Here is an 18,758-nt window from a genome sequence, read left to right on the forward strand (position 1 = left end):
TTATCAGGCATTGCCGGATGGGGCATAAATGCCTTATCCGGCTGGGTCAGTGAGAGTTAAGCGCGGGTGCCCCACAGGTCGTACTCGTCGGCGTTTTCCACTTTCACGCGGATTACGTCGCCCGGCTTCACGTTGGTTTCACCGTTCAGATAGACTGCGCCGTCGATTTCCGGGGCGTCGGCCATGCTGCGACCAATCGCGCCTTCTTCGTCGACTTCATCGACGATCACCAGAATTTCGCGACCAACTTTTTCCTGCAAACGTTCCGCAGAGATCTGCTGTTGCAGTTGCATAAAGCGGTTCCAGCGCTCTTCCTTCACCTCTTCCGGTACCTGATCCGGCAGCGCATTGGCGCCAGCGCCTTCTACCGGGCTGTATTTGAAGCAGCCTACGCGGTCGAGACGCGCTTCTTTCAGGAAGTCGAGCAGCATCTGGAAATCGTCTTCCGTTTCACCCGGGAAGCCAACAATAAACGTTGAGCGCAGGGTCAGCTCCGGACAGATTTCACGCCATTGCTTGATGCGCGCCAGCTGGCGGTCAACCGAGCCGGGGCGCTTCATCAACTTGAGAATACGTGGGCTGGCGTGCTGAAGCGGGATATCCAGATATGGCAGGATCTTACCTTCCGCCATCAGCGGGATCACGTCATCAACGTGCGGATACGGGTAGACATAGTGCAGACGCGTCCAGATACCCAGTTTAGACAGCTGTTCACACAGGCTGACCATGCTGGTTTTCACCGGTTCACCGTTATAGAACCCGGTACGATGCTTCACATCCACGCCATAGGCGGAGGTGTCCTGAGAAATCACGAGGATCTCTTTCACACCGGCATCGACCAGACGCTTTGCTTCGCTCAGCACATCACCAATTGGACGGCTAACCAGATCGCCGCGCATGGACGGAATGATGCAGAAGGTGCAGCGATGATTGCAGCCTTCAGAAATTTTCAGGTAGGCGTAATGACGCGGGGTCAGCTTCACGCCTTGTTCCGGCACCAGGCTCAGGAACGGATTGTGCTTCGGTTTCGGCACGTAGTGGTGAACATGTTCCAGAACCTGCTCATAGCTATGCGGCCCGGTGATTTCCAGCACTTTCGGATGGACTTCACGGATCTGATCTTCTTTCGCGCCCAGACAGCCGGTGACGATCACTTTGCCGTTTTCGTTCAGCGCTTCGCCAATGGCTTCCAGTGATTCCTGCACTGCGCTGTCGATAAAACCGCAGGTATTGACGATCACCATATCGGCGTCGTCGTAACTCGGGACGACATCGTAGCCTTCGGTACGCAGTTCAGTCAGGATACGTTCCGAATCGACGAGGTTTTTCGGACAGCCGAGGGAAACGAAGCCGATTTTCGGCTGGTGGGTTACTTTGCTCATAGCTTAAAAATTGTTCAGTTATTGGAATGTTCAGGGCAGGGATTCTACAGAGTTCCGCACAAAAATTGTATTGCTATCTCACCCGATAAGGGCGGGAAAGTCGGTATTGGCTTATAGCGACTTTGTAAATTATGTTAATGGCGGGTGAATTATTGATCTCAGGCATCACATTGTACAAAAAATAGCCATACTATTATGTTGCACCATGGCTGGAAGAGGAGGAACGAAGTATGTTCGTTGACAGACTGAGAACCGATCTGCTGAATAAGCTTATCAACGCCAGGATCGACCTCGCTGCGTATCTGCAGCTAAGGATGGCGAAAGGATACATGTCAGTCAGCGAGAATGATCATCTACGTGAGAACTTTTTCGAACTGAACCGAGAGCTGCACGATAAATCGTTGCGCTTGAATCTGCATCTCGATCAGGAAGAGTGGGATGCTTTGCACCATGCCGAAGGCGCACTCGCCGCTGCGGCGGTGTGCCTGATGAGCGGACACCACGACTGTCCGAATTTTATTGCCGTCAATGCAGAAAAACTCAATACCTGCCTGACAACCTTAACGCTGAGCATTCAGAGTTTGCAGGCTCATTCCACGCTTGAAGATGCCTGATTCCAGGGGGAGGCGACTCCCCCTTTCATCGTTAAGTTTTTGTAAAAATGCCTTCCTGACGTTCTTTGCTGACTACGCTTTAACCAGAGTCAACAAGGAGGCGTTATGCGTCGTTCGCTTATCCCAGTAATGACATTGCTAATTTTCCCCTGGTTTGCTCAGGCGAAAACGCCTGCGGTCAATGTTGAGGTGCTGCAAACCAAACTTGACCACCCGTGGGCGCTGGCCTTTCTGCCGGGCGACGACGGCATGCTGATCACTCTGAAGGGTGGGCAGTTGCGCCACTGGCAGGCAGGAAAAGGGCTTTCTGACCCGCTGCCTGGGGTGCCAAAGGTGTGGGCAAACGGGCAGGGCGGTCTGCTGGACGTGGCGCTGGCACCGGACTTTAGCCAGTCCCGGCGCGTCTGGCTCAGTTTTTCCCAGGCTGATGCAGAGGGAAAAGCAGGAACTGCGGTGGGCTATGGTCGACTCAGCGACGACCTTTCGCGGCTGGAAAACTTCCAGACGGTCTTCCGGCAGATGCCAAAACTCTCTACCGGCAATCATTTCGGTGGACGACTGGTGTTTGACGGTAAGGGGCATCTGTTCATCGGGCTGGGGGAAAACAACCAGCGGCCGACGGCACAGGACCTCGACAAACTGCAGGGGAAAGTGGTGCGTCTGACCGATCAGGGGAAAATCCCGGCGGACAATCCGTTTGTTAATCAGCCTGGCGCGCGCCCGGAAATCTGGTCTTATGGGATCCGTAATCCGCAGGGGATGGCGATGAATCCGTGGAGCGATACGCTGTGGCTCAATGAGCACGGGCCGCGCGGCGGAGATGAGATCAATATCCCCGAAAAAGGCAAAAACTACGGCTGGCCGCTGGCGACATGGGGCATTAACTATAGCGGGCTGAAAATCCCGGAAGCGCAGGGCGAAAAGGTGGCAGGTACCGAACAGCCCATTTTCTACTGGCAGAAATCACCTGCCGTTAGCGGGATGGCCTTTTATGACCACGATACTTTCCCTCAGTGGCGGCAGAAACTGTTCATTGGCGCACTGAAGGACCAGAATGTGATTGTGATGAGGGTGAATGGCAATACGGTCGCTGAAGAGGGGCGCATTCTGGGTGAGCGAAAACAGCGGATCCGCGACGTACGCGTCGGGCCCGACGGTTATCTGTATGTCTTAACCGACGAGTCCGATGGCGAGTTGCTTAAAGTCAGCCCGCGTACCTGAACGGCTTAGCTGACCGGGATCATGACCGTTTTACGAAACGCCGGGCGCTCGCTGAGCTGCTGGTACCAGCGCTCAAGATGCGGACGCGGTGTCCATGTCAGTCCCACGTTGAACAGGTTGTAGACAAACGGCGCGATGGCGATGTCACCGGTGCCAAACGCTTTTCCCGAGAACCAGGGCTGGTCGGCCAGCGCCGCGTCGAGGATCGCGAACAGCTCGTCGCAGCGTTTCGCCCCGGCATCGATAGCGGCGTGATCGCGCTGTTCCGGCGGTGTTCTCACTAAACCAAAAAGCACCACACGGTGTGCTGGACTGAGGGTTTGATTCGCCCAGTCCATCCATTTTTCGCCTTCAGCCCGACGTGCCGGTGACTCGACCCACAGGCGTTTTTGTCCATACTGGGCAGCCAGGTAACGCACGATGGCGTTGGACTCCCACAGCAGCAGGTCGTTTTCATCATCACGTAGCAAAGGCACCAGACCGTTCGGGTTCATCGCCAGATAATCGGCATCATGGTTCAGGCCAAACTGTCCTCCCGCCAGGATATGATTAAACGGTAATTCCAGTTCTTCGAGCGTCCACAATACTTTTTTGACGTTGGTTGAGTTATTCCGGCCCCACAGCGTAATCATAATTACCCCTCAAAAAATGGACAGCCTCAGGGCTGCGTTCACTCCACATGGTGAGATAAAGCTAACATTTACGCAACAGCCAACAAAAAATTCCTCTCCGTTGCGGCATAGCGGGGGGTTATTGCATAAACTTTAAAAACTTTACCAACTTACGGTTCACTTACGCTTCTTAGTGCGTTATTACTCACCGCACTTATTATACGGTGGTATGACGTATATTTTTTGAATGGATACTCGGGTGGCATTTATGACGCAATACGTTTCTTCCCTTCGCAATTTCGCAGCGGGTTCAGCCCTTCTCTTTCTCTTTGCGCCGACAGTGATGGCGGCGGAACAGACCATTGAACCGCCGAGCGTCGATGCGCGCGCGTGGATTTTAATGGATTACGCCAGCGGTAAGGTGCTGGCTGAAGGCAATGCCGATGAGAAACTGGATCCGGCCAGTCTGACGAAAATCATGACCAGCTATGTGGTGGGGCAGGCACTCAAAGCGGGCAAAATTAAACTGACCGACATGGTGACGATAGGCAAAGACGCGTGGGCGACCGGTAACCCGGCGCTGCGCGGCTCCTCGGTCATGTTCCTGAAGCCCGGCGATCAGGTGGCGGTTTCCGATCTCAATAAAGGGGTGATTATTCAGTCCGGCAACGACGCCTGTATCGCACTGGCAGACTATGTCGCAGGGAGCCAGGAGTCGTTTATCGGTCTGATGAATGGTTATGCGAAAAAGCTTGGGTTGACGAACACCACCTTCCAGACGGTACACGGTTTGGATGCGCCGGGCCAGTTCAGCACCGCGCGTGATATGGCGCTGCTGGGTAAAGCACTGATCCACGATGTGCCGGAAGAGTATGCGATCCATAAAGAAAAAGAGTTCACTTTTAACAAGATTCGCCAGCCCAACCGAAACCGTCTGCTCTGGAGCTCCAGCCTGAACGTTGACGGCATGAAAACAGGCACCACGGCCGGGGCCGGATACAATCTGGTCGCGTCGGCCACCCAGGGCGACATGCGTCTGATTTCGGTGGTATTAGGCACCAAAACTGACCGTATCCGCTTTAATGAATCAGAAAAACTGTTGACCTGGGGGTTCCGCTTCTTTGAGACCGTAACGCCTATCAAACCGGATGCCACCTTTGTGACCCAGCGCGTCTGGTTTGGTGACAAGAGTGAGGTGAATCTGGGGGCTGGCGAAGCCGGTTCTGTGACGATTCCGCGCGGTCAACTGAAAAACCTGAAAGCCAGCTTTACGCTGACGGAACCGCAGCTCACCGCGCCGCTGAAAAAGGGCCAGGTGGTCGGGACGATTGACTTCCAGTTGAACGGCAAATCGATTGAACAGCGTCCGTTGATCGTGATGGAGGCGGTAGAAGAGGGCGGCTTCTTTGGCCGGATGTGGGATTTCGTACTGATGAAATTTCATCAGTGGTTCGGTAGCTGGTTCTCTTAAGTCCTGATAATTGCCGGATAGCGCTGACGCCTGTCCGGCAAACGGCAATTAGTACATAAGCTTAATTCGCTGCGCTTTGGCGAAGCTGACAAATTCATCGTCAGGGCAGCAGTCGCTTACCACGATGTCAAAGTGTTTTAAATCTCCCATCCGCGCCGGACGGACCTTGCCAAATTTGCTGTGATCGGCCACCAGTACGTGGTGTTGCGCCATCGACATTGCCCAGTGTTTCACCGGCAATTCTTCCAGATTAAAACAGGTCGCCCCTTTGCTGATATGAACGCCGGCAGCGGAATAAAAGGCGATATCCGGACAGATATTGTTCAGGGTTTCCTGAGCATCAAGCGGTTTGAAAATCGCATTGCTGGCGTGAAATTCGCCGCCGGAGAGGATCGCCCGGCACAGCGGTTTTTCCTGCAATGCCAGAAACGTATTCAGGGAATAGCAGACGGCGGTAAACGGGATGTCATTATCGATCGCTTCGATGATCCACGGCGTCGTCGTACCGCAGTCAAAAAACAGCGTCTGATGCGGCTGCACCAGACTTGCCGCCAGCTGCGCCGCACGACGTTTTTCTTCCACTAAGCGGGATTTTTGATCGCTGAGCAGATAGTGGCTGGCGCTGCGGGGTTCCAGCACAATATAGCCACCGAGCAGCACTACCGGCGCACTGTTGTTATTCAGGTCGCGGCGAATGGTCATTTCAGAGACGCCCAGCAGGGTCGCGGCTTCCTTAAGATGGAGTTTATCGCTGCGTTTCAGTGCCTGCAGCAATTGACCAATACGCTCTTCGCGACGTGTTTCCATAATTCCCCTGGATGAATAATTAAGCGCTCTGTCTCTTTCAGTGCGCTTAATATTACTCTTTTTTCCTTCGTCTAGTCACGTACCCAGCCTTTACGAATCGGCAGGGCGAAGCAGATGCGGTAACCGTGTTGCAGGCCACGATAGAGGGCCGGACCGAATTTTTGCCAGATCATCTGCGCGCTCAGGCAGCCGATCATCCCAGCCAGCAGTCCGCCGAGCATGTCGAGCGGCCAGTGCACGCCAAGATAGACGCGGGACCAGGCGATGGTGACGGCCAACACCATCAACAGAACGCCGGACCAGAGACGATGCCAGAACAAAAACGCCAGCGCGAAGGTAAATATCACCGTGCCGTGATCGCTGGGGAACGAGTCATCTGCCGCATGCTGGAGATAATTGTAGCCAATGCGATCGGCAAACGGACGATCGTGTGGGAACAGGTGTCCCATTACCCATGACACCAGCAGGCTAACGACCAGCGCCATCGCCATTTTGACGATCAACTGCCGCTGCGCGCAAACCTGTTCACGCGGTCCCCACAGCCAGAGAACAACGGCTAACAGCGGGACGATGTTGATCAGATCTTTGGCGATAAAAATGGCGAGGGAAATCATCCACGATGCCGAGTCCGGCGTGGCATTGATAAAGTAGAACAGCGAATAGTTAATATTTTCCAGCATAGCAGTCAGACTCAGTTCGTTTAATGAAAATCCAGGCAGGCCGAGAATAAAAGTGTCCGTCCGCAGGGTAAAGAGGGATTGTCTTATTTACCTGTAAAAGAAGGTGTTTCAGACATCGCTCGTGATTTTCACTCAGCATAACCGCGTCAACGTAGACTAACCTTAAACCCGGGGAAGGATTTTCATGAGCGGGTAAAAATGTGCGCATTTTGCTTTTACCACGCATAATTCACTATCTCAGGTGAGGCTCTTTCATTACACTTTGCGCGATTTTTTATTGTCGAAGAGATTGCATGCAAAACCGTTTACAACAAGGTGCCCGTCTTGGACGTCAGGCGCTGCTTTTCCCTCTCTGTCTGGTGCTCTACGAATTCTCCACCTACATTGGCAACGATATGATCCAACCCGGCATGCTGGCGGTGGTGGAACAATATCAGGCGGGGATCGACTGGGTACCCACCTCCATGACCGCCTATCTGGCCGGCGGTATGTTTTTGCAATGGCTATTAGGGCCACTGTCGGATCGCATTGGCCGTCGTCCGGTGATGTTAGCGGGCGTGGTGTGGTTTATTGTCACCTGCCTGGCAACGCTGCTGGCGCAAAGCATCGAACAATTTACCCTGCTGCGTTTTTTGCAGGGCATCAGTCTGTGCTTTATTGGCGCGGTGGGCTACGCGGCGATCCAGGAGTCCTTTGAAGAGGCCGTGTGTATTAAAATCACCGCCCTGATGGCGAACGTCGCGCTGATAGAGCCACTGCTTGGACCGCTGGTGGGAGCGGCGTGGGTGCATGTCCTGCCGTGGGAAGGCATGTTTGTGCTGTTCGCCGCACTGGCGGCGATCGCGTTCTTTGGTCTGCAGCGGGCGATGCCGGAGACCGCCACGCGGATCGGCGAGCCGCTATCGCTAAAGGCGCTGGGTAATGATTACAGACTGGTGCTGAAAAATGGGCGCTTTGTCGCCGGCGCGCTGGCGCTGGGGTTCGTCAGCCTGCCGTTGCTGGCCTGGATCGCCCAGTCACCGATTATTATCATCAGCGGCGAACAACTTAGTAGCTACGAGTATGGCCTGCTACAGGTGCCGATTTTTGGCGCGCTGATCGCCGGGAACCTGATGCTGGCGCGCCTGACCGCTCGGTGTACGGTGCGTTCGCTCATCATCATGGGCGGCTGGCCGATTGTGCTGGGACTGCTCATCGCCGCGGCGGCCACCGTCGTCTCGTCCCATGCGTATCTGTGGATGACGGCTGGTCTGAGCGTTTACGCCTTTGGCATCGGTGTGGCCAACGCCGGACTGGTGCGCCTCACCCTGTTCGCCAGCGACATGAGTAAAGGCACGGTCTCTGCGGCGATGGGAATGCTGCAAATGCTGATCTTTACCGTCGGGATTGAACTGAGTAAGCACGCTTATCTGCTCGGCGGGAATGGGCTGTTCAGCCTGTTTAATCTGGCGAGCGGCATGCTGTGGCTGTTGCTGATGTTTATCTTCCTGAAAGATAAACAGGCCGGGAATACCCGGGAAGGGTAATGGCGACATTGTTGGCCCGCTAAGCGCACCGCCATCAGGCAATAAAATCGGATGGCGGTGTAAACACCTTAGCCTGGTGAATAACGCAAGTCGTTGTTAATTAAATGGCGCTTCGTTCTTCAGGACACAATCAATGATGTCGAGGACGCCTTCTTTGTTGTTTGAGCCAGCTCGATATTTCGCGGCCTTCGCAATCGTATCTGCCGCATTTTCCATTGCAAAACTAAAGCCCGCCTGGCGCAGCATTTCAACATCATTTCCGCCATCCCCAAACACCACGACTTCACTATCGTCAATTCCCCAACGCTGCTGGAGCAGGCGCAGCCCGTTCGCTTTGTGTACGCCGGGGATAATGAGATCGATGCTGCCATAGCCGGTGTGAACAGGCACCATGATATCGCCAATGGCGTCGTGCAGGGCTTGCTGAACTTCCGGGATCCGGTCATCAGAGATGTTCAGGCCAAATTTGAAAAACACGTCATTGATATTGTTGAAATCATCCACGAATTCGAGGCGGTGATAGTACATGCCGGCGGTGGCTTTCATCTCGTCGTTGTACGCTTTCAGGGTATACGCACTGTTCTTACCGCAGGCGATGATTTCGACATCGGCGCGGGTTAACAGGTGATCAACGATGGCGGTAAAATCGGATTTCGCCAGATCGCCGTTAAAGATATCCTGGCCTTCGCTTACCACCCAACCGCCGTTTTCGGCGACAAAGGAGATCTCATGGGCAATCTCAGGAAAGAAAGAGATGAGCTGGTAGTACTGATTGCCACTGGCGACCGCAAAACGAATACCCTGCGTTTTCATCTGCTGATACTGTGCAAGAAAACGTTCGCGATTATAGGTCTTTTGATCGCTCAGAAAAGTGCCATCCATATCGACTGCAATTAACTTAATACCCATTTATCCCTTCTCCATCGCAGTTTGCGTAGTTGAATTTGGTTTGGCGACGGCTCTGGCGACAACGGCGGCCAGCAGCACCAGCGCCAGCACCACCAGCATGGCGCTACGTAAACCGTAGTGTTCGCCGAGGTAGCCGAGCAGCGGAGGGCCAACGAGAAAGGCGAGATAGCCGGTGGTTGCCACGACGCTAACGCGTGTCGGTGCATCCGGCCCCGTGTCGCTGGCCGCAGAAATGGTTAACGGGAAACCGAGCGATGCGCCCAGGCCCCACAGTATCACAGAGACGCCGGCCACCCAGGCGCTGTCGACGAAAATAATCAGACCAATACCGAGCGCGCCCATCAGGGCGCTGGCGCGAACCACCGCCACACGACTGTAACGGTCAATAAACCAGCCACCGGTAAAGCGCCCGACGGTCATCCCGAGCGTGAACCCTGCGTAAATCAGCGAGCCGGATGTCGGGCTAAACCCGTGACCGTCGACCATCAGCAGCGGTAGCCAGTCGTTGGCGGACCCTTCAGCAAAGGCCATCGCCAGCACCACAACGCCAATCAGCAGCAACTGAATATCGCGCCAGAAGGGGACGCCTTTTTCCTGGTGATGAGAACCGTCGTTGGCGTTTTTGCCCGTCCCGTCAGGAATGGCCTGGATGGCAATAAAAATCGGCGCAATCGCCACCAGCGAAGCCAGTACAATATGCGTGGTTGCCGCGACGCCGAAGGCTGTCAGTGCCATCCCGATACCCGCGCCCGCCAACGTGCCGAAGCTGTAAAAACCGTGCATCATCGGCAAAACGGTTTTGTTCATCTCACGTTCGACGGCCGCCCCTTCAATATTGATCGCCACTTCTGCGGAACCAAAACTGGCGCCGAATACACCTAAGCCCAGCGCGAACAATACCGGGGAGGTGAGCCAAAGCGCCAGGCTTAGCACCAGCATCCCTACAATTGCGCAGGACATGGTGGTGCGAATCACCTTTCGGGTGCCAAATCGTTTCACCAGCCAGGCCGAACAAAGGATGCCGCTCATCGAACCAATCGAGAGACCAAACAGTACGGCCCCCATTTCCGCCGTCGAGACCGAAAGCGTGTCACGAATGGCGGGCGTGCGCGTGGCCCAAGAGGCCATCAGCAAGCCGGGCAAAAAGAAGAACATAAAAAGCGCCCAGGTTCGGCGTTGCAGGGCTTTGCGGGAGGAAGTCAATGTCATCAGGGAAGCACCAAAAGTACAACAATAGCGACAACACTAGCAAGTTTGTGTACATTTGTACATAAATCAGAAGGGGAATTTATGAGCAGACGACCAAACGATCCGCAGCGTCGGGAAAGGATACTTCAGGCTACTCTGGAGACAATTGCTGAGCATGGGATCAGTGCTGTAACGCATCGTAAAATCGCCAGCTGTGCAGGGGTTCCACTGGGATCCATGACGTATTACTTCGAGGGTATGGACTCGTTGATTGAAGAAGCGTTCACGCGTTTTACGTGCGATATGGCGCAGCAATATCGTGATTTTTTTGCCGGGGTGACCGGTCCGGAAATGGCCTGCGAATCGATCACCACCCTCATTTACAGTTCAGAAGTGACGACGCCGCATAATATGGAGCTGATGTATCAGCTGTACGCGATGATGAATCGTAAGCCGACGCTAAGAAGTGTGATGCAGGACTGGATGCAAACCAGTCAGAGAACGCTTGAGCAGTGGTTTGATCCTATTACCGCCCGGGCGCTGGACGCTTTTATTGAAGGGATGACGTTGCATTTTGTGACTGACCGGACGCCGATGACGCGCGAAGAGATCCTGCGGATGGTTAAACGCATCGCCGGGTGAGCATCGTTGAGGGCGATAGTGGTTGTCTCCCCGGCGACACAAATGTCTTGCGCCACACGATCCTGCTCTTCATGCCGATCATCAGTCAGTATGGTTGAGGAGGGGGGTAAAGACGGGAGATGAGAAATGCAGGCAACAAAAAACCCATTTATATAAATGGGTTATGAAAAACAAGTACTTATATAATAATCAATAAGTTAAATGGGTAGTAAGTGGTGATGAATATTAGGGAGTGTCAACCGCTGCCGCCATCTTGTCGCCATTCTTCATTGTAGCGAGTGGGTTAAACCTTAGAGCTGTTTCTAGGTGATCAGGTGCTAGGTGGGCATAGCGCATTGTCATTTTTATATCGTGGTGGCCAAGTATTTTTTGTAACGAGAGTATGTTTCCACCGGACATCATAAAGTGAGCTGCAAATGTGTGGCGTAGCACATGCGTTAGCTGTCCACGAGGCAGGATAATTGAGGTTTTATCCATTACCGAGGCGAACTGAAAGTAGTAATCATCAAAGAATTTGAAGCCCTTCACCGCTGTGATTTCTTCATACAGTTCCTTGCTAATCGGGATGCTTCTGTTTTTTTTCCCTTTTGTGCGAGTAAAAGTGATTCGATACTTTGTGACTTGAGATCTGGTGAGGTTTACGGCTTCTCTCCAGCGCGCACCGGTACTGAGGCATATTTTCACTACGAGCGTTAAAAGTTGGTTCTGACGCTGGCAGTCGTACAGGAGTTCTGCAATCTGATCGTGAGTAAGCCAGGCCATTTCCTTTTCAGCAATGGTGAACTTACGCATGTTTTCAAGCGGATTAGGTTGTTGCCATTCGCCCAACCTAATTAATTCACTGTATGCACCGCTTAGATAACTTTGCTCAAGGTTGACTGTTACCGGGCTTGCGCCGTTTTTCCATTTTTCACTAAAATAAATTTCGCCAGTAAGGCGCTTATCTCTGTAGTGCGCAAACATTTTAGGTGTGAGAGATGTAGCCAATGGGTTGCCCAGCGCGTCTACTATCAGCAGTAGTTTTTCATAAACGTGTTTACCTGCTGACAGCGATGTACCGTGTAGTTTGTACCAGAGTTCTACAATCTCTTTTAAGGTTCTTCTGTCTACTGTTTCGCCCAGCCACGGTTTCGCTGCTGTTTCATCCATGGTATGGCGCTCGAATGCTAGTGCCTCTCCCTTTGTGGCAAACTGTTTTCTCACCCTCCGACCAGAACGGCCTGCGGGATAGCATTCACAAATCCATTTACCTGTTTCTAGTTTACGTACAGTCATCGTAACCCCCAATTGTACTAATAGGGGTTATTTATACTGTATAAATAAACAGGGTCAATGTTTGATTAAGTGGTTACTAAACATCTGTCATAAGGTAGTAGTGGCATTTTGCTAGAGGTTTTAAGTCGTTAATCCCACATTCAAAGCTTGCGCTTCCAGGTAATGCGGTTACGCGAACTTTGCCTACAGGGATGCGTATCAGTTCTTTGATGCTTACCTGGCCTTCAATTTCTACAAGCCAAGTTCCATCTGTAATTTCGCTGATGTTTTGCTCTGCGATATAACTCTGCCCATCATCAATAATGACTACTGGCTTGGTGATACTTGAAGGAATGATTGCTTTGTCTAGCATGTAAAAATTTGAATCGTACAGATTGCCATCAACTATTTTCTTTCGCGGTACAGCAACAACATCACTCAGTAAGTTTTCATTTGCGGATTTTTTTGTTTCATTTGAGTCTGCGTTACTTCCATTTGGGAACATCTCGCCTTTACCAAAAGAAAGCCACTCAACTGATGCGCCCGTTTCAATGGAGCACTGAACAACCCAATCAGCAGGGAACACATCGCGCATCCAGCGTGTACCCATAGTGCTGGTCGATACGTTGAGTTGATTACATAGAGCCTGTCTTGTCTTAAATCCATATGCCTCAAGGAGCCTGGTTATAACGGCTTGGCCTCCGGTTTTGAGATCCATAATTCCGCCTCGGGAAACTTATTGGTTGACACTTCGCATTTGAGAAGTTATTTTGCAGGCGAACATTTCAAAACAGGTTGTTCACCATTTAACACCGCTAGTCACGGTTAAAGCACAAAAGAGGAATCTTGCCCTATGGCCACAAACATTTCAATCAATCTGCCTGTTCCTTCGATCTCGAAAGAGAAATACATCGAATTAACCGGGTTATCTGAAGATACCGTTGATGCCATGCTGAAGGATGGCCGCTTGCCCCGCCATCGCTTACGTAAAGATAAAGGCCGAGAAAAAGTGATGATTAATATCGCGGCCATGACAATCGACGCCCTGGCGGGTTGCAACATCGTACTTAACTGATTCGATTTTGAAACGCAGAGAGGGTACTGACTATGTTTGATTACCTGACTTCTAAACATGCGCATTTTGATGCCGCTTGTCGAGTGTTTGCGCTGGAACACAATCTGGAAGATGTGGCCGCTGCCGTTGGCATGCGTCCGCAGATGCTCCGCAATAAGCTGAACCCGCTGCAGCCGCATCGCCTTACCTGTGATGAGCTGCTGGCCATTACCGACTTTACAGAAGATGCGCGCTTACTTGATGGGCTGTTAAGCCAAATCAACTGCCTGCCGTCTGTGCCGGTAAATAACGCCACTGGCGAAAATATGCAGTATTGCGCGCTGACAGCTACCGCCAACGTTGGCGCGATTGCTGGGCAAGCGGTATCAGAAGAACGCATGACCGCCGAACGTAAGAACCAAATCCTTGATCGTGCTCGTGACGCTATCCGCAGCCTTTCCGTGCTGGCGTATGCTGTCGAAAGCCGTTTCCAATCCGCGTCAGTTCTGACCGTTGCTGTCGAAGTTATGACAAGCGGTGCACCTGGCCTGATGTGAGGGATAACCATGAAGCCATTTGTTAATTACCTCAAACGCCAGTCACCGCCGCCGCAGTTGGCCAGCGGTTCCACTGGCTGGCTGGAGCTGCCGAACGGGCAGCGCTGGAACCCTGGCCACACCTATAAATTCAATGCTGATGCAGTCCTGCCACAGAAAGGCGGCAATGTCCTGCGCTTCGTTTCAACTAAGGTCGTCACGCTGCTGAGTTTTGCAAGGGGGCGCAATGGCCGTTAACCAGACACAGCAGGAAAAGAACCTGGCGCAGCTGGCGCGTATTCGCCGTAAGCATTTTAGTAACAGCAGCGCAGCGGCGGATTGGTGGGACAAGTTAACACCGGAATGGCGCGGCGTAGTGCTTCACGCTGCTGGCGTTAATTCCGGATCGGATGTGTTCAAAGCAGCATTAAGCCGCTGCAGTTGGCGGGAGCTATTCGAGCGCCTCGATTATCGGGCGATGATTCAGCTGCGCCAGGGCATTTCCCATGCGCGCGTTACGTTTGAGGGTTTCGGTTCGTTACGTGATAGCGACTTTTCCCGCCGCACAGCTGCACGGCAAGAGCCGCGGCAGAAGTGCAATCCAATCCATACCAGCGAGGTGCAAATGGTTGTTGCACCAAATGCAGTGTTAAACATGTTGGCAAAACAGCAGGGAGTTCAGGAATGACCGTTATATCCGTTGATAGCAAGATGTTGGCGCAGGAGCTTGCCGCATGGGCGGTACCCCATAATTACGCGATGGCCTTTGTGGCCAAAAGCATTGTTAAGGGCGATCGCATTGGTTTGCACTCTTTCTTCTTTAATGACACTGAGCACCTGACTAACTCGCGCCATTGGCTTGCGATCAATGCAGCCTTCTGGTGCTGCGCATACCGCGAGGCCGAAAATAAGGAATCGCAGATTGAAGCCATCGCAGGAATCCGCGCGATTTTCTATACAGCTGGCGCGCTGGGTGCCGGGGAAATTAAGGCGCTGATCCAGGAGTGGTGGCGCAATACGTTTGAATTGCACCGCATACCGGCACCGAACTACACCGCCGTAACAAAAACCGTCTTTCTTCACTAATTAACCACCTGAATTTTTGGCCATCGCTTCGATGGCCGGGGATTCTTTTGCCTGGAGAAACAGAATGTTTGGAAAACAACCTGACCGACCTGACACCGCTACCGGCCGCACTTTTCTTGAAGTGTTGCTTAATGCCACCCAGGAAGGCAAAGCAGCTGCAGCAGATTTGTGTTCTACCCGCCTGGATAAGCTGGCCACCCATGCCGCAATTGAAGGTTTGAGCGCCGTAGAAATTATTGAGCTGATTCGCGAAGAGGCGGCAGCTATCAGTAGCAAAGGTGGTGCGGCATGGAACTGAACAATCGCCTTACAGATGATGAACTTAACCGCTTGATTTGGCAGTTGGAAGCTTACGGGAATCTTAAACGCACGTTGGCCGGGTTGGTTGAATTGCGTGAACGCCGCAATGCTGAAATTAAAGGGGGGAAGGATGAACATGACCATTAAAATTCACACCATAAAGATTGCCCCTAAATACCTTAACGCGGTTGTGGCTGGCCAGAAGAAAGCAGAACTGCGTAAGAATGACCGTGGTTACAAAGTGGGCGATCTTCTTTCGCTGTGCGAGTGGAAACACGGCAAATTTACTGGCCGGGAGTGGGCTGCAGCCATTACCCATGTTTTGCCAGTAAATGAAGTCATCGCGGGTACTGATGGCTGGGTGGTTCTGTCTATCCGCACAATGTCACCGCTTGAAGCGTTAACCTATGTTGTATCTGGCGGCGTATCTGACTTGCTGAATAGCGGGGTTGAATATGGCCGTTAAAACTCCGCTTAAGTGGGTTGGCAGCAAAGCCCGAATCATGCCGCAGCTAAAGCAGCACCTGCCGGAAGGTAAGCGCCTGATTGAACCGTTTGCAGGCTCCTGTTCCGTCATGATGAATACCGATTATGACGAATATCTGATTGCAGACGTTAACCCAGATTTAATTGGGTTTTACCGTGAAGCGGCCACTAATACGTTTGATCTAATTGACCGTACCGCGCTTCTGTTTGAGAAATATAACAACGAGCAAGGCTATTACGATAACCGAGATTCTTTTAACCATAACGACGATCCAGAATGGCGGTCGGCGTTGTTTCTCTATCTGAACCGCCACGGTTTTAACGGCCTGTGCCGCTACAACAAATCAGGCCGTTTCAATGTGCCTTATGGCAGATACAAAAAGCCTTACTTTCCTGAGGATGAAATAAAAGCGTTTGCTGAAAAGGCAAAACGCGCCACTTTCGTATGCGCAAATTATTCCGAAACGCTTGATATGGTTCGGGATGGGTTTGATGTGGTTTATTGCGATCCGCCTTATTTGACCGAATCCGGGAACTTTACCGCCTACCATGAGCGCGGTTTTAACCATATGGATCAAGGTCGCTTAGCGCGTAAACTCCGCCGTCTGGCAGGGAAGGGAATTAGCGTTATTGCTTCAAACAGTAATCTGGATACTGTGCGTTCTCTTTATGCTGATTTTGAGGCTGTAAGCATAAGTGCGCCGCGTAGTGTTGGCGCAGCTGCGGATAGCGTGAAAACTGCCGCTGAGCTTATTTTAAAGGCTGGCGTATGACGCTGGCCGTTAATGAAAATAGCCATGCCGTCGATAGTTGGCGGCGTGACACGTTTGCACCGGGTACGCCTGCAGGTGCAACAATCACAGAGCGCCGTCTGTGGGCTAAAAACCCGCAGGATTACGCTTGGCGATCACAATATCTTCACGAGATACCCGACTGGTTAGCCGGGTATTTTGGCACCCGCTACGAAAAGCTACTGGCTGGCCGTGATGGCCGTCGTCGTGCCAATACGTTCCTGCGCAAGACTATCGGCGGGAACGTATTGCCACGCCTGCGGAAAGTGGCTGCTCGCTATAGCCTGGCCGCTGATGCTTCTGATCTTCCATTTGGTAAAGCGCTTGGGCGTTTGCCATCCCTTGACCGCACAGACCTGAAAAAGCTGGCCGATCAGGTATCGCGCTGGATGGCGGAATGTCTGTATGAATTTGCTGACCGGTTGCCAGTTGGCACGGATGATGAAAAGGAGCTGTATCAGCGAACTATGGAGGCTTACCGTAATCTGGGTGAATGCTCTCTGATGCTGAACAATCAGCCGCCGTACTGGAAAGAGTTTGAGGCCAAAGGTCTGCTGGAACAGCAAAAGGCTGAATCTGGCATTTTGCGCATGATTGCCCCGGAGTGGTGGCGGCTGCGGTTAAAGCGCGCCCGCGATGTTCAGCGCGAACATTTTGCGATCGCCGTTGGCCAGGTTCAGAAAGCGGCCAGTGCGTATGTTTCCCGCAGCACCCTGGGCGAGTGGATAGAGCAGAAAAAACGCAATGCGGAGTTTTTCAAGAAATTCGACCTGATTAATGACCAGGGCGATCGGGTATCGCTGGCCGATATGGTTCATGGCAGCGTGGCCAATCCGGCGATCCGACGCTGTGAACTAATGGTGCGCATGCGTGGGTTTGAAGATATCGCAAACGAAGAGGGGCTGGCTGGGGAGTTCTACACCATCACAGCGCCTTCACGCTTCCATGCCGTACATAGCAAGGGCGGCTTTGTGTCGCAGTGGAACGGCTGCAGCCCGCAGGACACCCAGCGCTATTTATGCGGCGTATGGGCAAAAGCCCGTGCGGCAATCTCCCGGGCAGGTATTCATGTCTTTGGTTTCCGGGTTGTAGAGCCTCACCATGACGGCACCCCACACTGGCACATGCTACTTTTTATGCGTCCGCAGGATGTTGATGTGGTGCGCGATATTCTTTGCTATTACGCCAGAATCACCGATTCAGAAGAGTTACAGACACCCCACGCGCTTAAGGCGCGTTTTCACGTTGAGCCTATCGATCCGGAAAAAGGTTCGGCCACCGGTTATATCGCGAAATACATTTCCAAAAATATTGATGGGTTTTCCCTGGACGGTGAAACAGATGATGAAACCGGAGAAAGCCTGCGTGATATGGCCAAATCTGTAACGGCATGGGCATCCCGCTGGCGCATTCGCCAGTTTCAGCAAATCGGCGGCGCGCCGGTAACGGTCTGGCGCGAGCTGCGCCGCCTTCCCGGGGAAGAGCAGATTCTGGCAACGGAAGATATGGATAACGTGCGGTTTGCTGCTGATGTTGGAGACTGGCGCGCATACACCGAATGCCAGGGTGGGGCGTTTGTTGCGCGTAAGGATCTGACCGTTCGCCTGGCTTATGAAATTACAAAACAGGGTAACGAGTATGCAGAGGATGTGCAGCGCGTCCAGGGTGTTTATTCACCGCATATCCCAGATTCAGAGATTTGTACGCGCCTGGTGAAGTGGCAGAAGGTTGCGAAGTTGGCCGAAGCGGCAGCGGAGGCTGGTTTTGACCTTGACCTTAATCACCCTTGGAGTTCTGTCAATAACTGTACGGAGGGTGGAGCCCGGAGGCGGTTAAAACTGGAACTGAATAAACGGGGTTATGTTGGTTCTGATGATGAAATAGCCATTTTGATGCGTGGCGGCGGGCTGATTTATGGCCGTGGGGCGCTGATTTACAGGAATGGGCGCCTGAAAGAAAGGAAAGGAGAACCATCACAGGAGCTGTGGCCAGGCTGGGGATAGCCCTGTTTGTCGTATAACTGTGTGAAATATATCAATTAATAGACAAGGTTTGAAAAATTACATTTCACATTTAGAGCTTAAAAGTATACTGTATATTCATACAGTGATTGCATGGGAGGATGCTTGTGCAGGATTTATTGTTTGAAGCTATAGCGTTGCGGCGTATTGCCTTATTCACCAAATTGGTAACGACGGGA

The 18,758-nt window shown here is 52.5% G+C and carries 23 protein-coding genes; 15 read left to right on the forward strand and 8 right to left on the reverse strand.

What is annotated here, in order from left to right:
* Positions 1-56 precede the first annotated feature (56 nt).
* Positions 57-1,382: a 30S ribosomal protein S12 methylthiotransferase RimO gene (gene rimO / locus C2U53_RS18340; protein WP_043001250.1), complete on the reverse strand. Its 1,326-nt coding sequence runs from the start codon at positions 1,380-1,382 to the stop codon at positions 57-59.
* A gap of 230 nt (positions 1,383-1,612) precedes the next feature.
* Here rimO and bssR point away from each other — a divergent pair, with 230 nt between their 5' ends.
* Both bssR and C2U53_RS18350 read left to right on the forward strand, forming a co-directional pair.
* A complete protein-coding gene (gene bssR / locus C2U53_RS18345) occupies positions 1,613-1,996 on the forward strand; it encodes a biofilm formation regulator BssR (RefSeq protein ID WP_043001249.1) in 384 nt (127 codons plus the stop codon).
* A gap of 105 nt (positions 1,997-2,101) precedes the next feature.
* Complete coding sequence (locus C2U53_RS18350) at positions 2,102-3,217, forward strand: PQQ-dependent sugar dehydrogenase (RefSeq protein ID WP_044264228.1); 1,116 nt, start codon at positions 2,102-2,104, stop codon at positions 3,215-3,217.
* Between the two features lie 5 nt (positions 3,218-3,222).
* Here C2U53_RS18350 and C2U53_RS18355 read toward each other — a convergent pair whose 3' ends face one another.
* The gene (locus C2U53_RS18355) at positions 3,223-3,849 is read right to left on the reverse strand and encodes a glutathione S-transferase family protein (RefSeq protein ID WP_061070336.1); all 627 of its coding nucleotides are present in this window, start codon (positions 3,847-3,849) and stop codon (positions 3,223-3,225) included.
* A 247-nt stretch (positions 3,850-4,096) separates the two neighbouring features.
* Here C2U53_RS18355 and dacC point away from each other — a divergent pair, with 247 nt between their 5' ends.
* Entirely contained in the window at positions 4,097-5,299 is a 1,203-nt protein-coding gene (gene dacC, locus C2U53_RS18360) for a serine-type D-Ala-D-Ala carboxypeptidase (RefSeq protein ID WP_044256495.1), read from the forward strand.
* Between the two features lie 48 nt (positions 5,300-5,347).
* On the opposite strand, the gene deoR is transcribed toward dacC, so the two are convergent.
* Both deoR and ybjG read right to left on the reverse strand, forming a co-directional pair.
* Complete coding sequence (gene deoR / locus C2U53_RS18365) at positions 5,348-6,106, reverse strand: DNA-binding transcriptional repressor DeoR (RefSeq protein WP_043001246.1); 759 nt, start codon at positions 6,104-6,106, stop codon at positions 5,348-5,350.
* A gap of 71 nt (positions 6,107-6,177) precedes the next feature.
* Complete coding sequence (gene ybjG, locus C2U53_RS18370; RefSeq protein WP_044264225.1) at positions 6,178-6,786, reverse strand: undecaprenyl-diphosphate phosphatase; 609 nt, start codon at positions 6,784-6,786, stop codon at positions 6,178-6,180.
* A 293-nt stretch (positions 6,787-7,079) separates the two neighbouring features.
* On the opposite strand from ybjG, the gene C2U53_RS18375 reads away from it, so the two are divergent.
* Entirely contained in the window at positions 7,080-8,312 is a 1,233-nt protein-coding gene (locus tag C2U53_RS18375) for an MFS transporter (RefSeq protein ID WP_104446227.1), read from the forward strand.
* A gap of 96 nt (positions 8,313-8,408) precedes the next feature.
* Here C2U53_RS18375 and C2U53_RS18380 read toward each other — a convergent pair whose 3' ends face one another.
* Positions 8,409-9,221, reverse strand: a complete 813-nt coding sequence (locus C2U53_RS18380; RefSeq protein ID WP_043001243.1) for a Cof-type HAD-IIB family hydrolase — start codon at positions 9,219-9,221, stop codon at positions 8,409-8,411.
* Entirely contained in the window at positions 9,222-10,430 is a 1,209-nt protein-coding gene (locus C2U53_RS18385; protein ID WP_043001242.1) for an MFS transporter, read from the reverse strand.
* An 81-nt stretch (positions 10,431-10,511) separates the two neighbouring features.
* Between C2U53_RS18385 and C2U53_RS18390 the strand changes: the two genes are divergently transcribed.
* Positions 10,512-11,051 carry a TetR/AcrR family transcriptional regulator gene (locus C2U53_RS18390; RefSeq protein ID WP_054177094.1) on the forward strand — a complete coding sequence of 180 codons (540 nt, stop codon included), beginning with the start codon at positions 10,512-10,514 and terminating at the stop codon, positions 11,049-11,051.
* Positions 11,052-11,276: 225 nt separating this feature from the next.
* On the opposite strand, the gene C2U53_RS18395 is transcribed toward C2U53_RS18390, so the two are convergent.
* Positions 11,277-12,326: a tyrosine-type recombinase/integrase gene (locus tag C2U53_RS18395; RefSeq protein WP_104446228.1), complete on the reverse strand. Its 1,050-nt coding sequence runs from the start codon at positions 12,324-12,326 to the stop codon at positions 11,277-11,279.
* A gap of 76 nt (positions 12,327-12,402) precedes the next feature.
* On the reverse strand, positions 12,403-13,023 hold the full coding sequence (locus C2U53_RS18400) for a phage repressor protein CI (RefSeq protein ID WP_104446229.1): 621 nt from the start codon (positions 13,021-13,023) through the stop codon (positions 12,403-12,405).
* A 135-nt stretch (positions 13,024-13,158) separates the two neighbouring features.
* Here C2U53_RS18400 and C2U53_RS18405 point away from each other — a divergent pair, with 135 nt between their 5' ends.
* From C2U53_RS18405 to C2U53_RS18445, 10 genes are all read left to right on the forward strand, one after another.
* A complete protein-coding gene (locus C2U53_RS18405; RefSeq protein ID WP_104446230.1) occupies positions 13,159-13,380 on the forward strand; it encodes a regulator in 222 nt (73 codons plus the stop codon).
* Between the two features lie 32 nt (positions 13,381-13,412).
* On the forward strand, positions 13,413-13,916 hold the full coding sequence (locus C2U53_RS18410) for a phage regulatory CII family protein (protein ID WP_104446231.1): 504 nt from the start codon (positions 13,413-13,415) through the stop codon (positions 13,914-13,916).
* Positions 13,917-13,925: 9 nt separating this feature from the next.
* Positions 13,926-14,153: a phage filamentation protein Fil family protein gene (locus tag C2U53_RS18415; RefSeq protein ID WP_104446232.1), complete on the forward strand. Its 228-nt coding sequence runs from the start codon at positions 13,926-13,928 to the stop codon at positions 14,151-14,153.
* Positions 14,143-14,583: a hypothetical protein gene (locus C2U53_RS18420; RefSeq protein WP_104446233.1), complete on the forward strand. Its 441-nt coding sequence runs from the start codon at positions 14,143-14,145 to the stop codon at positions 14,581-14,583. The genes C2U53_RS18415 and C2U53_RS18420 overlap by 11 nt, the downstream gene beginning before the upstream one ends.
* Positions 14,580-14,981: a hypothetical protein gene (locus tag C2U53_RS18425; protein WP_104446234.1), complete on the forward strand. Its 402-nt coding sequence runs from the start codon at positions 14,580-14,582 to the stop codon at positions 14,979-14,981. Before C2U53_RS18420 ends, C2U53_RS18425 begins: the two co-directional genes overlap by 4 nt.
* Before the next feature lie 64 nt (positions 14,982-15,045).
* Positions 15,046-15,279, forward strand: a complete 234-nt coding sequence (locus tag C2U53_RS18430; RefSeq protein WP_104446235.1) for a DUF2732 family protein — start codon at positions 15,046-15,048, stop codon at positions 15,277-15,279.
* Positions 15,270-15,428, forward strand: coding sequence for a hypothetical protein (locus C2U53_RS29975; RefSeq protein WP_172740581.1), 159 nt, complete (start codon positions 15,270-15,272; stop codon positions 15,426-15,428). Before C2U53_RS18430 ends, C2U53_RS29975 begins: the two co-directional genes overlap by 10 nt.
* Positions 15,418-15,747 carry a DUF3850 domain-containing protein gene (locus C2U53_RS18435; protein ID WP_104446899.1) on the forward strand — a complete coding sequence of 110 codons (330 nt, stop codon included), beginning with the start codon at positions 15,418-15,420 and terminating at the stop codon, positions 15,745-15,747. The genes C2U53_RS29975 and C2U53_RS18435 overlap by 11 nt, the downstream gene beginning before the upstream one ends.
* Positions 15,737-16,540: a Dam family site-specific DNA-(adenine-N6)-methyltransferase gene (locus C2U53_RS18440; protein ID WP_104446236.1), complete on the forward strand. Its 804-nt coding sequence runs from the start codon at positions 15,737-15,739 to the stop codon at positions 16,538-16,540. The genes C2U53_RS18435 and C2U53_RS18440 overlap by 11 nt, the downstream gene beginning before the upstream one ends.
* A complete protein-coding gene (locus C2U53_RS18445; protein ID WP_104446237.1) occupies positions 16,537-18,561 on the forward strand; it encodes a replication endonuclease in 2,025 nt (674 codons plus the stop codon). Before C2U53_RS18440 ends, C2U53_RS18445 begins: the two co-directional genes overlap by 4 nt.
* Positions 18,562-18,758 lie beyond the last annotated feature (197 nt).

This window comes from Citrobacter sp. CFNIH10, from assembly GCF_002934585.1.
Classification (GTDB): domain Bacteria; phylum Pseudomonadota; class Gammaproteobacteria; order Enterobacterales; family Enterobacteriaceae; genus Citrobacter_A; species Citrobacter_A amalonaticus.